9 protein-coding genes are annotated in these 13,387 nt (G+C 72.5%); 6 read left to right on the top strand and 3 right to left on the bottom strand.

Annotation, left to right across the window (positions count from 1 at the left end):
- The first annotated feature begins 85 nt into the window (after positions 1-85).
- From ACIG5F_RS29820 to ACIG5F_RS29805, 4 genes are all read left to right on the top strand, one after another.
- The gene (locus ACIG5F_RS29820) at positions 86-2,908 is read left to right on the top strand and encodes an AfsR/SARP family transcriptional regulator (protein ID WP_396523092.1); all 2,823 of its coding nucleotides are present in this window, start codon (positions 86-88) and stop codon (positions 2,906-2,908) included.
- Positions 2,909-3,192: 284 nt separating this feature from the next.
- Complete coding sequence (locus ACIG5F_RS29815) at positions 3,193-5,076, top strand: S8 family serine peptidase (RefSeq protein WP_396523090.1); 1,884 nt, start codon at positions 3,193-3,195, stop codon at positions 5,074-5,076.
- 25 nt (positions 5,077-5,101) lie between these two features.
- A complete protein-coding gene (locus ACIG5F_RS29810) occupies positions 5,102-6,184 on the top strand; it encodes a hypothetical protein (RefSeq protein WP_396523088.1) in 1,083 nt (360 codons plus the stop codon).
- On the top strand, positions 6,181-7,152 hold the full coding sequence (locus ACIG5F_RS29805; RefSeq protein ID WP_396523086.1) for a hypothetical protein: 972 nt from the start codon (positions 6,181-6,183) through the stop codon (positions 7,150-7,152). The genes ACIG5F_RS29810 and ACIG5F_RS29805 overlap by 4 nt, the downstream gene beginning before the upstream one ends.
- A 3-nt stretch (positions 7,153-7,155) precedes the next feature.
- On the opposite strand, the gene ACIG5F_RS29800 is transcribed toward ACIG5F_RS29805, so the two are convergent.
- Positions 7,156-8,412, bottom strand: a complete 1,257-nt coding sequence (locus ACIG5F_RS29800) for an ATP-grasp domain-containing protein (protein WP_396523084.1) — start codon at positions 8,410-8,412, stop codon at positions 7,156-7,158.
- A 507-nt stretch (positions 8,413-8,919) separates the two neighbouring features.
- Between ACIG5F_RS29800 and ACIG5F_RS29795 the strand changes: the two genes are divergently transcribed.
- Positions 8,920-9,312 carry a hypothetical protein gene (locus ACIG5F_RS29795; protein ID WP_396523082.1) on the top strand — a complete coding sequence of 131 codons (393 nt, stop codon included), beginning with the start codon at positions 8,920-8,922 and terminating at the stop codon, positions 9,310-9,312.
- On the opposite strand, the gene ACIG5F_RS29790 is transcribed toward ACIG5F_RS29795, so the two are convergent.
- Positions 9,293-9,844 carry a TetR family transcriptional regulator gene (locus ACIG5F_RS29790; protein WP_396523080.1) on the bottom strand — a complete coding sequence of 184 codons (552 nt, stop codon included), beginning with the start codon at positions 9,842-9,844 and terminating at the stop codon, positions 9,293-9,295. The two genes, ACIG5F_RS29795 and ACIG5F_RS29790, sit on opposite strands and share 20 nt — an antisense overlap.
- Before the next feature lie 78 nt (positions 9,845-9,922).
- Between ACIG5F_RS29790 and ACIG5F_RS29785 the strand changes: the two genes are divergently transcribed.
- Entirely contained in the window at positions 9,923-11,041 is a 1,119-nt protein-coding gene (locus ACIG5F_RS29785; protein ID WP_396523078.1) for an FAD-dependent oxidoreductase, read from the top strand.
- Here ACIG5F_RS29785 and ACIG5F_RS29780 read toward each other — a convergent pair.
- Positions 11,024-13,357, bottom strand: a complete 2,334-nt coding sequence (locus tag ACIG5F_RS29780) for a hypothetical protein (protein WP_396523076.1) — start codon at positions 13,355-13,357, stop codon at positions 11,024-11,026. The two genes, ACIG5F_RS29785 and ACIG5F_RS29780, sit on opposite strands and share 18 nt — an antisense overlap.
- Positions 13,358-13,387 lie beyond the last annotated feature (30 nt).

Below are 13,387 nucleotides of genomic sequence, written 5' to 3'. Positions count from 1 at the left end.
CCGAACCGCCCGGCGCGTTGAGCGCCCCGGGAGTGGCTGCCCGAGGCGGCCGGCCCGCACACTGGTGGCGCGAACAGGAGGCGAGATGCCCGTCCCCCCGACCGATCCCGGCGCGACCATCAGGGTCGAGGTGCTCGGACCGGTGCGCGCGTGGCGCGGGGACGAGGAGATCGAGCTGGGCGCGCCCCGCCAGCGGGCGGTGCTGGCCGTGCTGGCCAGCAACGCGGGCCGGGCCGTGTCCCGCACCGAGCTGATCGACTCGCTGTGGGGCGAGCACGCGCCGGCCAGCGCCGAGGGCAGCGTGCACACCTACATCGCCGGCCTGCGGCGGGCGCTGGAGCCCGACCGCACCCACCGCGCGCCGTCCCAGGTGCTGGCCAGCTCCGGCTCCGGCTACCTGCTGCGGCTGCCCGAGGACCAGGTCGACCTCACGGCGTTCGAATCGCACCTGGCGGCGATGCGCCAGGCCGCCGGCGACCCGCAGTCGGCCCTGCGGCACGTGGACAGCGCCATCGCGCTGTGGCGCGGCGCCCCGCTTTCCGGGATTCCCGGGCCGTTCTCCGAGCTGGAGCGGACCCGGCTGGCCGAGCTGTACCTGTCCGCGGTCGAGCACCGAGCCGGCCTCATGTTGCAGACCGGCCGGGCCACCGACGTGGTGGCCGAGCTGTCCCGGGTCGTGCACGAGCACCCGCTGCGGGAGAAGCTGCGCGGGCTGCTGATGAGCGGCCTGTACCAGTGCGGGCGGCAGGCCGAGGCGCTGGAGGTGTACGCCGAGACGCGGCGGCTGCTGGCCGCCGAGCTGGGCGTCGAGCCCGGCCGGGAGCTGCGCCAGCTGCACGAGCAGATCCTGGCCAACGACCCCGGCCTGGCCGGCCACGCCCGGCGGCCGGCCGCCGCGCCGGCCTCGGCCGCACGGGTGGCACCGGCCCAGCTTCCCCACGACATCAACACTTTCACCGGCCGCGAGACCGAGCTGGCGCTGCTGCGCCGATACCTGGACAACACCGAGCGCGGCGTGCTGATCGCGGCCATCGACGGCATCGCCGGCATCGGCAAGACCGCGCTGGCCGTGCACTTCGCGCACCGCATCGCCGGGCGGTTCCCGGACGGCCAGCTCTACGTCAACCTGCGCGGCTTCGACCCGAACCAGCCGCCGCTGGCCGCCGTCGACGCGCTCGGCCAGCTGCTGCGCGGGCTCGGCGTGGAGCCGCACCAGGTGCCCACGGCGGCCGAGGAGCAGGCCAGCATGTACCGCAGCCTGCTGTCGGGAAAGCGCATACTCGTCGTGCTGGACAACGCGGCCAGCACCGACCAGCTGCGCTCGCTGCTGCCCGGCTCGCACACCTGCATGGTGTTGGTGACCAGCCGCAACCGGCTCGGCGGGCTGGTCGCGCGGGACGGGGCTTACCGGATCACGCTGGGCGTGCTGTCCGCCGGCGAGTCCCGCGAGCTGCTGGTGCGCAGCGTCGGCGAGGAGCGGCTGACCGGCTGCCCCGACGCGCTGCGCACGCTGACCGACCGCTGCGGTCACCTGCCGCTGGCGCTGCGGATCATCGCCGCCAACCTGGCCGCCCGGCCGCACATGAACGTGAACGACCTGGCCGAGGCCCTGTGCCACGAGCAGGACCGGCTGGACGTGCTGGCCTCCCCCGACGACGAGACCACCGCGGTGCGGGCCGTGTTCTCGTGGTCCTACCACGCCCTCAAGCCCGAGGCGGCCCGGATGTTCCGGCTGCTGGGCCTGCATCCCGGGCCGGAGATCGGCACCGCGGCCGCCGCCGCGCTGGTCGACGCGCCGCTGGTGGCCACCCGCCGGATGCTGGACGGCCTGAGCAGCTGTCACCTCGTGGAGTCCATCGGCCGTGATCGGTACCGGCTGCACGACCTGCTCCGGGTGTACGCCACCGAGCGGGCGCTGGTCGAGGAGCCGCCGGCCGAGCAGGCGGCCGCGAGCCGCCGGCTGATGTCCTGGTGCCTGCACACCGCGGCCGCCGCCGACCGCGTGCTGATGCCGCAGAACCGGCCCGTGCCGCTGGAACCGGTGCTGGAGCACTGCGAGCCGCTGAGCTTCGCCACGTACCACCAGGCCCTGGCCTGGCTGGAGCAGGAGCGGGTCAACCTGGTCGCCGCCTGCCTGGAGGCCGGCCGGCTCGGCGATCACGAGACCGGCTGGAAGCTGCCGACCGCGCTGGTGTATTTCCTGGAGCTGCGGTCGTACTGGGAGGACTGGATCGCCACCGAGCAGGTGGCCGTGAGCACCGCGCGGGCGCTGGGCGTGCCCGAGATCGAGGCGCTCGCGCTGCGCAGCCTGGGCAACGCCTACTGGCGGCGCAACCGCTACGACGAGGCCCTGGACTGCTTCCAGGAGGGGCTGCGCATCACCCAGCGGCTCGGCGACCAGCAGGGCACCGCCACGCTGCTGTACGACATCGGCGCGGCCAGCCGGCTGGGCGACGGGTCGCTGCGGCACCTGCGGCAGGCGCTGGAGATCTTCAGCGAGCTCGGCGACCGCCGGTACGAGGGCATGACCCTGTGCAAGCTGGCCCGGACCCATCGCAACCGGGGCGAGGTCGAGCAGGCGGTGGAGCACCTGCACAAGTCCATGGACATCGTGCACGAGCTCGGCGACCGCCGCTGCGAGGCGTTCGGCCGGCTGGAGCTCGCCAAGATCCACTTCGATCTGGGCAACCACACCGAGGCCCTGGACAACGCCGGCTGGGCCTGCGAGGTGTTCCGGGAGCTCGGCGACCGCGATGGCGAGGCCTCGGCGCTGCACGCCTCGGCCACCGTGCTGCGGGCCATCGGCGAACTCCCCCAGGCCCGCGAGACCTTTCTGGCCGCCGCCGCCATCTTCGCCCAACTGGGCGACCCCCGCGCCGACGAGATAGCCGCCCTCCTCGCCGCCTGAACCCCACGAGTCCCGCTCAGGGAAATACCGAATGTAACTTTCCCGCAGTCGCGGGCAACCTGGCCCGATCACCGGCGTCTATCGCGGCCTTGTCGCCGAGCCTGGCTCGGGTTCGGCCATTTGCTTCCCGAACGGCCGTTCAGCCCACGTCTGCTGTCCGAAAGCGGCAAGTGGCCGGATCGGGCACCCTGATCCCTCTCACCACATGTCACGATCACCACGATCGTGGGACCCACCGAAGAGTGAGGCTTTCCCAACTCAGTCGGATCCACTGTGGAGAGACGATGTCAGCTCAGGGCAGGGTGGCGGTCGTCGCGGCCATGGCGCTGGTGGCCACCGCCGCGCCGTTCGCGGGACTGTCGACCGCCGCCGCGGCGCAATCGCGCACGGCGTCGGAGATCACGGCGTTACAGGACATCAAGCAGCACCTGACGGCGGTGGAGCAGAAGCAGTCCGTCTCGCTGGTGGTCGAGAAGCGGCTGCGGGCCGACGGCGGCCTGCGCACCACGTTGCCGCGCTTCAAGACCAACCTCGCGACGGAGCGGCCGGGCACCGTCACCGTCGACATCCAGGCCGATGTCACGCCGTCGCTGCTGGCCGCCGTGCGCGATGCCGGCGGCACGGTGAAGTACTCCTCCTTGCCGCACAAGACGATTCACGCCGACCTGCCGCTGGCGGCGATCGACGGCATTGCCGCCCGCGCCGACGTGCGCATGGTCAAGGCCGCGCCGCCGATGGACACCAACAACGCCCCGGCGCCGGCCGATCCGCCGGCCTCGTTGTTCGAGGGCGACAAGGCGCACGGCGCGGACACCGCCCGCGCGAACTACGGCGTCACCGGCTCGGGCAACAAGGTCTGCGTGCTCTCCGACGGCGTCGACTCGCTGGCCGCCACCCAGGCCGCCGGGCAGTTGCCCGACGTCGATGTCCTTGCCGGACAACAGGGACAGGGCGACGAGGGCACCGCCATGCTGGAGATCGTGCACAGCATGGCCCCGGGCGCGGCGCTCGGCTTCGCCACCGCGGCCAACGGCGAGGCCGGCTTCGCCGACAACATCCGGGCCCTGCGCACCCAGCAGCACTGCGACATCATCGTCGACGACGTCTACTACCTCGACGAATCCCCGTTCCAGGACGGGCCGGTCGCGCAGGCCGTGCTGGACGTCACCAAGGACGGGGCGCTGTACTTCTCCTCCGCCGGCAACAGCGGCAACAAGGCCGATGGCACCAGCGGGCACTGGGAAGGCGACTTCGCCGACTCCGGCAGGAAGTTGGCCGGCACCTTCGGCACCGCGCACGACTTCGCGCCGGGCGCGGCCGTGCAGACCCTCGACCCGGTGTCCAAGGGCTCGCTCGGCGACACCGCGACCCTGTTCTGGTCGGATCCCCTTGGCGGCGCGAAGAACGACTTCGACCTGTACGTGATCGACCCGGCCGGCAACGTGGTCAGCGCCGGTCTGGACAAGCAGGACGGCACCCAGGATCCGGTCGAGGGCACGCAGATCCCGCCGGTGGACGACGCCCAGTACGCGCACAACGCGCCGTACTTCCTGGCCGTGGTCCGCTACGGCGGCAAGGACAAGCGCTACCTGTCGGTCAACGTCAACCGGGGCCGGTTTGTCGACTCCGACAACCTCAAGGGCTACTCCACCGCCGGGGTGACCGCCGGCCACTCGGCCGTGCCGGCCGCGTTCAGCGTCGCCGCCGCCCCGGCCGCCACGGCGCTGCCGGACCCGCTCGAACCGGGTGACCCGGCCAACCCCGCCGGCCCCTACCCGGGCGTGTTCACCGCGCAAAGCCGTTGGGAGCGCTTCACTTCCGACGGCGGACGGCGAGTGTTCTACAACCCCGACGGCACGCCGGTCACCCCCGGCAACGTGACGTCCACCGGCGGGGTAGTGCGGCCCAAGCCGGACATCGCCGCCGCCGACGGCGTGAACACGACCGTGCCCGGATTCCAGCCGTTCTACGGGACTTCCGCCGCCGCCCCGCACGCCGCCGCCATCGCCGCGCTGCTGCGGTCGGCCAAGCCCACCGCCACCGCGGCCCAGATCCGGCAGGCCCTGACCGGCGCCGCCATCGACATCGGCCCGGCCGGCCACGACAACGTCACCGGTTTCGGCATCGTCATGCCCGGCCCCGCGCTCCAGGCCCTCACCGGCCGCTGAAGCCCTTTCCCCGTAAGGAGAAGCCATGCGTCGTCTGCTCACCGTGGCCGTGGCGGCGGCCGCCATCGCCGGCGGCTCGGTCGCCGTGGCCCACGCCGCGGCCCCGCCGGATTTCGCCCCCGCCAACGCTTCCTGGCTCAGCGCCAACGAAGGCTTCGTGCTCGGGCTGGCCGGCTGCGACCAGCCGACCCTGTGCACGACTCTGTTGCACACCACCGACGGCGCGCGCAGCTGGACGCCGGTCCCGGTGCCCGAGACCGACCTGCCGGACAACCAGTACCGCAGCTTCCCCACCGTCGTGGCCGCCACGGCCAAGCGACTCCTGGTGTGGGACAACAACAGGATCTTGGAGACGGTCGACGCCGGCAAGCACTGGTCGACGTTGGCCGTCAACTCTCCCGCCCCGTCGCTGATGATCACCGACGTCCGGTACTTCAAGGGCCGGGTGTACGCCATGGCCGGCAGCCCCGAGCAGGTGGACCTCTACGCCGCCGGCCAGGACGGCCTGGATCCCGTGCCGGGTGTGACGATGCACCGCGGCGTCAGCGACGTGCAGGCCACCATCGCCGGCGGCGACGCGCTGGAGGTCAGCCTGACCAACGCCGCCCAGCAGTGGCCGACCAGCACCTGGCGCAGCACCGACGGCAAGACCTTCACCCAGCAGATCTATCCCTGCTACGCCGGCGAGGCCCCGATCTACGCCGAGCACAAGCCGGGCGCGCCGATCGCCGCCATCTGCGCCGGCACCCAGCCGGTGTACCCCGGCAACTGGGACAAGGCGATGGTGCTCGCGCCGCCGACCGGCGGCAAGGTCACCCGCGCCCCGCAGGCGCCGGAGATCGGGGTGGTCGCCGGCTTCGCGCTCGTCACCGACAAGGTCGCGGTGATGCCGGTGTCCGGCGGCGGCGTGACGTTCATGATGCGGACCGAGGACGCCGGCCAGACCTGGACCAACACGTTCACCATCGACGGCCAGGTGTGGTCGCCGGACCTGGCCTTTGTCAACGGCGCCACCGCTTACCAGACCGTCGAGGGCACGCTGTGGCGCAGCACCGACGTCGGCCGGACGTGGCAGCCGGTCGATTTCGGGGGTACACATGGCGCATGACCATCCCCTGGCACGCGATCGGGCTGTCCGATGAGGACGGCGCGGTCTACGGCCGGTTGCTGAGCGACCCCGGCGTCACCGAGGAGGGCCTGGCCGCGTCGACCGGGCTTTCCCCGTCCCAGCTGCGGATGTCGCTGCAACGCCTGGTGGACGCGCGGCTGCTGCGCCGCGCGTCCACCGCGCCCACGGGCTGGCTTCCCTTGCACCCCAAGGCGGCCATCGGCTCGCTGGTGCGCGACCGGTTCGCCGACCTGGACCGGGTCTCGGCCGGGGCCGAGCAGCTGGCCGCCGAGTACACGCGGGGCCAGCTCCACGCCCATCCGTCAAGCCTGCTCGACGTGATCACCAGTCGGGCCGACGCCGCCGCCCGGATCGACGAGCTGATGGCCACCGCCGGCGTCGAGGTCGTCGGCACCGATGTTCCGCCGTACGTCACCGATCCCGATGTCGTCAACCACGTCGAGGTCGCGCTGCTGGCCCGGGGCGTGCGGTTCCGGGCCCTGTACGCCGCCGAGGTGCTGGACAATCCCGGCTGGCTGGCCCAGATCGCGCAGATGACCGAGCTCGGCGAGCAGGCCCGGGTGTTGCCGCAGGTCCCGGTCAAGCTGTGCGTGGTGGACGCCCGCACCGCCGCCGTGCCGCTGACCGCCACCGGCCGGACCGTGATCGTCTCCGAGTCCGCCCTGACCCACGCCCTCCAGGCGCTGTTCGAGCTGATGTGGAGCCACGCCACGCCATTGCGCCTGACCCCCGGCGCGCGCCCGGCCGTCACCGCGGCCGACATGGATCCCGGCTACGGCGACCTGGTCAACCTGTTGTCGGCGGGCATGAAGGACGACTCCATCGCCCGCCACCTCAACGTCAGCGCCCGCACCCTACGCCGCCGCATCGCCCAGTTGCAGGACGACCTCGACGCCGGCGGCCGCTTCCAGGCCGGGGTGCACGCCGCCCGGCGCGGCTGGATCTGACCGCTACGAGAACGCCCGCTCCACCGGCTGGACGTCGACGACGATGGTGGCCCTGATCTGCGTGGCCAGGCGGGCCAGGTCGGCGGTCGTGGGCGCGGCCAGCTTCAGCTTCACCAGCTCGGTGCCCAGGTCCCGGGTGGTCTGCACGTGGTCGCCGGTGCGGAAGTTGACCGACACGTCGAGCACGCCGGGCAGCCGCCGCACCTCGTCCACCCCGTCCAGGCGGAGCACGCCGGCCGGGCCTTCGTTGCGGATGAAGCAGATGCCGAGCCGGTCGGTGAACTCCGGCGGGCTGTCGACCAGCTCCGGCCGTCGGCCCAGGTAGGCGGCCAGCGTGTCGTGGTAGGGCCGCAGCCGGCTGGTGCGCTCCCACATCTCCGGGATGCCGCCGCCGGGCAGCCGCGCGCCGATCTCCATCAGCACCATGCCGTCCCGGCCCAGCTTCATCTCCACGTGCGACGGGCCGATGCGGACGTCGAAGGCCGCCAGCACCTGCCGGGCGAACTGCTCGGCCTGCCGGTGCACCGGGCTCTCCCGGTCCAACTGGGCGATCTGCCAGTACGGGTTGTCGTAGTCGCGGGAGTCCGGCTGGTAGTACTCCCACACGTCGATCAGGATGTGCTCGCCGTCGGCGCTGAACATGTTGACCGCGAACTCCCGCCCGCGCACGTACTCCTCGACCAGCCACTCGCTGATCTGCCCGCCGAACAGGTCGCGCCGGTCGGCCGCCGCGATCCGCTCCATGTCGCGCTCCTCGCGCACCAGGAACACGTTGTGCGAGCCGGCCCCGCTGGTCGGCTTGACGATGGTCGGCACGCCGATCTCCCTGATCGCCGCGCACATCTCGTCCTTGCCGCTGACCAGCCGATAGCTCGGCACCCGCACTCCGGAGCCGGCGGCCAGCTCCCGCATCGTGTACTTGTCCCGGCATGCCTGCGCCGTCGCCAGCGGATTCGACGGCAGGCCCCGCTCGCCGGCCAGCACCGCCGCCCCGTACACCGCCGGCTCCGTCGCCGGCACGATCGCCGCGATCTGCTCGGCCACCGCGTCCAGGTCCGGGCGGTCGCCGTAGAGGGAGACCGCGTCCCCGGCGGCGTGGGTCGGGGACAGCTCCGCCAGCCGGGACGGCTCGATCGTGTAGACGCCCACCACCGGGAAACCCATGTCGTCGCAGGCCCGCTTGAAGGGGCTGCCGTTGAGCAGGGCGTCCACCAGCACCACCGCCGGCGCCGGCACGCGCCCGTTCTCGACCGCGCTCATGGTTCTCCTCAACCTCTGGGGGCCCGTCTCCCGGACGAGCGAACGACACCGCCGCCGCGCCGGTCAATCGGCCCACGGCAACTGGAGTCACACCCCCACCATGATTGCCCCAAAAGGCCGAAAACGCAGGTCGGCCCGAGTCCGCCTCGGTTGCCGCCCAATCATGGGACGACCCGGCCCGGAGATTCCGCGCCAACCCAAGCGAGCGCGAGGCCCCGCCGGTGCTTCGCCCGGTCGCTGGATTTAGCCCGCCGCCACTCGACGCGCCCCACCACCGAGCCGGATGCGGCGGGCTAAATCCAGCAAGGGCGAGGCGCCGGCTACCCGGGGGCCGAGCCGCGACGCCGAAGGCGGCGCCATGTCACTGAACCGGTGCGTTCCCAATAGCGTCGTGGTGGTCGGGCGGTGGCAATCCACCGCCGGTACGACGGCCGGGTGGTGCGACTCCTCCACGCCCCCCACCGCGCTGCCCGGCCCTCGTACCGCCTCGGCGGAAGGACAGCCCCCATGAATTCCTTGCTCGACTGGTCGGCGCCCGTGCTGACCGTGGGAGATCCGGTTGAGGCGATCGGGATGCGGGCCGGGTTGGGCGCGGAGGTCAACTCGATGCTGGCGATGGCGATGCTGTCCGGGCCGGTGCTGGCCTATCGCGGCACGCCGGAGCGCTGGATCTTCCTGACCGCGCCGGCGACGTCCACCTCGAACGCGGTGTTGGCCGATCTGGTCCGGCTTGGCGTCAGCCTGTTCCCCATGGGTTCGCTGGTCTCCTTGCCCTGCACGGACAATCTCGAGATCGCCCGGTGGGTCAACCGGCCGCTGCCCGGCCGGCCGCTGCCGCCGTGGCAGGCGGTGGTGGCGGCGGTGCGCCGCACGTCCTCGGTCAGCTCCGGCTGGCTGTGATCCCGGCGATGATCAGGTCCAGGCCGGCCTGAAAGGTCTTGTCCCGCAACGCCCTTCGCTCCGGCTCGGCCGGAAAGCCGTCCCGGGCCTGCTCTTCGATGGCAAATCCGTTCACGTAGGCGAAAACCGTGTCCACGGCGACGATCGCGTCGGACTCGGGGATGCCGGCGGCGGCGAGACTGCCGATCATGCGGTCCCAGAACTGCTGGGCAGTCTCGCTCGCCGGCGCCAGGTAGGTGGCGACCAGCCGCGCCCCGTCGCGGCGGGTCAGCATGGTGGCCCGGGCGCCCATCGCGGCGTAGCGCAGCAGGCCGGCCCAGTCCTCGGGCAGCTCGCCATCGGGCTCGGCGTCGACGGTCAGCCGGGCGACCATGGCCCCCAGCAGCGAGCGCTTGCTGTCGAAGTGCCGGTAGAGCGCGCCGGGCCGCACGCCGAGCTTCTCGGCCAGCCTGCGCGTGGTCAGCGCGTCCAGCCCCACCTCGTCCAGCAGGTCCAGCGCGGCCGCCAGCACCTCGTCCCGTCGCGATGTCACGCGGACAGCTTGCCATCCCGAGCGATGTGAACTAAGTTCACGTGAACTTAGTTCACACGGCTTGAGGGGGACGTGGCGATGAAGGTTGTGGTGATCGGCGCCGGACTGGGCGGCCTGGCGCTGGCCCAGCGCCTGGTCGGGGCGGACGTCGACGTGCGGGTCTACGAGCGGGACAGCGCCATCGAGGCCCGGTTCCAGGGCTACCGGATCGGTTTGGGCGGCCCCGGCCTGACGGCGCTGGCCGGCGCTCTCCAACCCCGGCTGCACCCGCTGCTGGACGCGGTCAGCGGACTGGTCGAGAGCCCCGGCCGGGCGGTCGACTCCCAGCTCACCGTGCTCGGCGAACAGGACGCGGTCAACGACGAGGGCCGCATGTTCGACCGGAACGTGTTGCGGCACTTGCTGATCGCCGGCCTGGGCGAGCGGCTCCGGTTCGACATGAAGCTCGACCGCTACGAGGAGCTGGCCGACGGCGCCGTGCGCGCGCACTTCGCCGACGGCACCACCGTGGACGCCGACGTGCTGGTCGGTGCGGACGGCATGGGCTCCACGGTCCGGCGACAACTGTTGCCGCAGATAGAGATCCACGATCTGCCGGTCTACGGCGCGATCGGCCGCACCGAGCTGGCCGGCTTCGAGCACGTCATCCCGGGCTGGAGCACGGTGGTCAGCGCCAAGGACGTGCAGCTGATGCTGGGCCGGATGAAGTTCCAGCGATCGCCGGTGCAGGCGGCGGCCGAGCTCGCCCCGGACGTCACGCTGCCGGACACCCCCAGCTACATCCGCTGGGTGCTGCTCCTGCCGGGCACGCCGAAAACCCTTGACCTGGACCCGGTCCTGGACCTGATCGAGGACTGGCACCCGGACCTCAGGGCCCTGATCGCCCGGGCCGACGTCAACAACAGCGGCGTCTCGCCGATCAAGGAGGGCGACCCGATCGAGCCCTGGCCGACCCGCGCCGTCACGCTGCTCGGCGACGCCGGCCACCCGGCCCCGCCCGGCGGCCTCGGCGCCAACCTGGCCATGGTCGACGCGGAACTGTTGGCGGACAAGCTGATCGCCGTCCGCGACGGCCGCGTCGAGAAGATCCGGGCGCTGGCCGGCTACGAGCAGGCCATGTGCGAGAACGCCAAGACCGGCCGGGAGTCGGCCGCTCAGGCGTTCAAGAACTTCGCCAAGCTACGCGCCGAAGCCTAGCGGCCACTCCAGCGACTGCACGTCAGGATAGTCCACTGTGGACATACTCTCCCGGTCCGCGACCGCGCGCTCCAACCGGCCCAGCGACTGCTCGGCGACGTCGTCCTCGACCAGCAGCAGCCGGGTCTTGCTGGCGTACACCACGCGGAACCGGGTGTCCGGCAGGAAGACCACCCGGTCGACGGCGTTGCCGAGCCCGTCCACCTTGCGGCCGTTCACCGACCACACCACGTACTCCACCGGGCCGGGCAACTCTGCGTCCAATTTGGACGCCGTGTTGAGGAAAGCCTTCTCGGTGAAGACATCCCCGATGTCCAGCGTCTGCTTGCCGTAGCAGAGCACCGCCCCCTCGAACGGAGGCATGCGCCGCAGCCCGGAGACCACGCAGCGGACGAACGGCATCAGCTGTCCCAGGTCGCCGCCGGCGCGCAGGGCCGAGTCGACCATCTGCTCGCTGGCCAGCAGGTACATCTGCGCGGCGACGAGGTCGGTGACCACCGCCTCCAGCGTGGCGTCCTCGGGGGTGCGCAGGCCGGGGTGCTTGGCGATCAGCCGGAGCACCGCGGCCGCGTGCCCCTCGTAGTTGCCGCCCAGCGTGTGCCGGACCCAGTCCCGCTCGGCCTGGGTGCTGCGCTGGTGCCAGATCGGCTCCGGCTCGGGCTCGGGCTCCGGTTCCGGCACCGGCTCCGGCGCGCCCAGGTCGACGGCCGGGTCGACCTCGTCGAACGGCTCGCCAGCAGCGGTGTTCTCAGTGGCGAAGTGCTCCTCGATGACGGCGGTGGTCTCCTCCTCGCGCGGCGGCGTCGCGGCGTGCACGAGATGCTGCGGCACGATCGCCGTCGGCCCGTCGTCGGAGTGCTTGCCGTGCGCCCAGTCCGAATCGTCCTCGGGTTCGACCACTTCAGGCTCGGGCTCGTCGACGATCGGCTCCAGCTCGACGTCGGTGTCCTCGATGGTCGGCGGCGGCACGGTCTTGGCCGAGGCCACCACGGCCAGCGGCCGCGGCGCCGGGGCCGGCTCGGCCGGCTTGTCCTCGACCAGCTGCGAGGCGTCGCTGAACACGAACCGCACGGCCCGCTGGGTGTCCGGATCCAGCCGCGAGTACAGCTCCGTGGCCGCCGCGAACAGCTCCGGCGAGGTCGGCAGGCCCGGCACGCCGACCGTGATGCGGGCCCACAGCGGATCCATCGGCAGCGTGCGGACATTGGTGTTCAGCGGCGGGTCCGCCGGGTCCCGGATCCACAGGCCGCTGTTGACCAGCTCCACCACCGCGCCCTCACCGAGCTGGTAGACGCCCGGCCGCTGCGCCACCAGCCCGCCGACCGGCGGCCGGTGCTCGATGATGCTGGGCGGCATGGCGTTGGGCGTGGTGCGCGGCCAGTAGCCCAGCTCGGTGGTGAACGGCCGCCAGGTCGGCTGGCCCTGCGCGTCGTAGGCGACGACGTCCACGCCGTCGGCCCCGAGCACCGGCAGCCCGGAGTAGACGGCGATCCGCTCCCCGACCAGGTCGGCGATGATCTGCCCGATCGGCTCGCTGGCGTAGGCGGTGCCCAGCGGCGTCACCCCGTACGGCGCGATCCGCACCTTGGTCCGGGCCGGCATCGGCAGCGCGGTCAGCAGCGCCCGGATCTCCTCCGGCGGCACCGGCCGCTCCTCCGGCCCGCCGAGCACGATGGTCAGCACCTCGGGCCGGCACGGCAGCGCGAACACCGGCCGGGCGTGCTCCCGGCTCGGGCCCTCGGTGACCGACGGCATGGCGTGCATCCACAGCCCGGCCGGAATCGGCTCGGCCACCCCGACCCGGCCCGATGCCCACGGCTTGCCCGGGGTCATCGGCTCCCACTCGGGGGCCGGGAACCGGCTGCCCATGGGGTCGGGCGGGTGCCCGGGCCGGAACTGGTACCAGCAGCCGGCGCCGTGCGAGTCGATGACGAAGGCCGAGCCGCCGGGCACCGGCAGCAGCACCCCGTCCGGGGCGACGACCTCGACCTTCAGCTGGTCGGCCAGCCACTGCGCGGGCGAGCCCAGGTCGCCGCTGCCGGCCCGGGAGACGGCCAGCCGGATCGGCCCGCGCTTGCGCAGCGCGGCCACCAGCGCGGTCCACACCTCGGGGCCGGAGTCGGGCGGGAAGTCGGCGACGACCACGGTCCGGTCGGGGTCGGCGGGCAGGGCGTTGGCCAGCACCCGGGCCGCATTGCTGGCCCCGTTCGGGGAGCAGACGACCAGGGCGTGCCCCACCTGACGGCAGTCGAACTCGATGACCTCGTCCCCCGCATCGGGCCCGTCGCTGATCGGCACACCGTCACACTGCCGCATCCGAGGGAATCTGGCACCCCATTGGGTGGC

It is taken from the genome of Kutzneria sp. NPDC052558, from assembly GCF_044547355.1.
Lineage (GTDB): Bacteria > Actinomycetota > Actinomycetes > Mycobacteriales > Pseudonocardiaceae > Kutzneria.
This window is presented reverse-complemented; position numbering and strand designations above follow the sequence as displayed.

What these genes read in the sequence shown, in the direction of transcription:
- ACIG5F_RS29820 (WP_396523092.1), top strand. Translation starts at nt 86, where the DNA reads ATGCCCGTCCCCCCGACCGATCCCGGCGCGACCATCAGGGTCGAGGTG.
- ACIG5F_RS29815 (WP_396523090.1), top strand. Translation starts at nt 3,193, where the DNA reads ATGTCAGCTCAGGGCAGGGTGGCGGTCGTCGCGGCCATGGCGCTGGTG.
- ACIG5F_RS29810 (WP_396523088.1), top strand. Translation starts at nt 5,102, where the DNA reads ATGCGTCGTCTGCTCACCGTGGCCGTGGCGGCGGCCGCCATCGCCGGC.
- ACIG5F_RS29805 (WP_396523086.1), top strand. Translation starts at nt 6,181, where the DNA reads ATGACCATCCCCTGGCACGCGATCGGGCTGTCCGATGAGGACGGCGCG.
- ACIG5F_RS29800 (WP_396523084.1), bottom strand. Translation starts at nt 8,412, where the DNA reads ATGAGCGCGGTCGAGAACGGGCGCGTGCCGGCGCCGGCGGTGGTGCTG.
- ACIG5F_RS29795 (WP_396523082.1), top strand. Translation starts at nt 8,920, where the DNA reads ATGAATTCCTTGCTCGACTGGTCGGCGCCCGTGCTGACCGTGGGAGAT.
- ACIG5F_RS29785 (WP_396523078.1), top strand. Translation starts at nt 9,923, where the DNA reads ATGAAGGTTGTGGTGATCGGCGCCGGACTGGGCGGCCTGGCGCTGGCC.
- ACIG5F_RS29780 (WP_396523076.1), bottom strand. Translation starts at nt 13,357, where the DNA reads ATGCGGCAGTGTGACGGTGTGCCGATCAGCGACGGGCCCGATGCGGGG.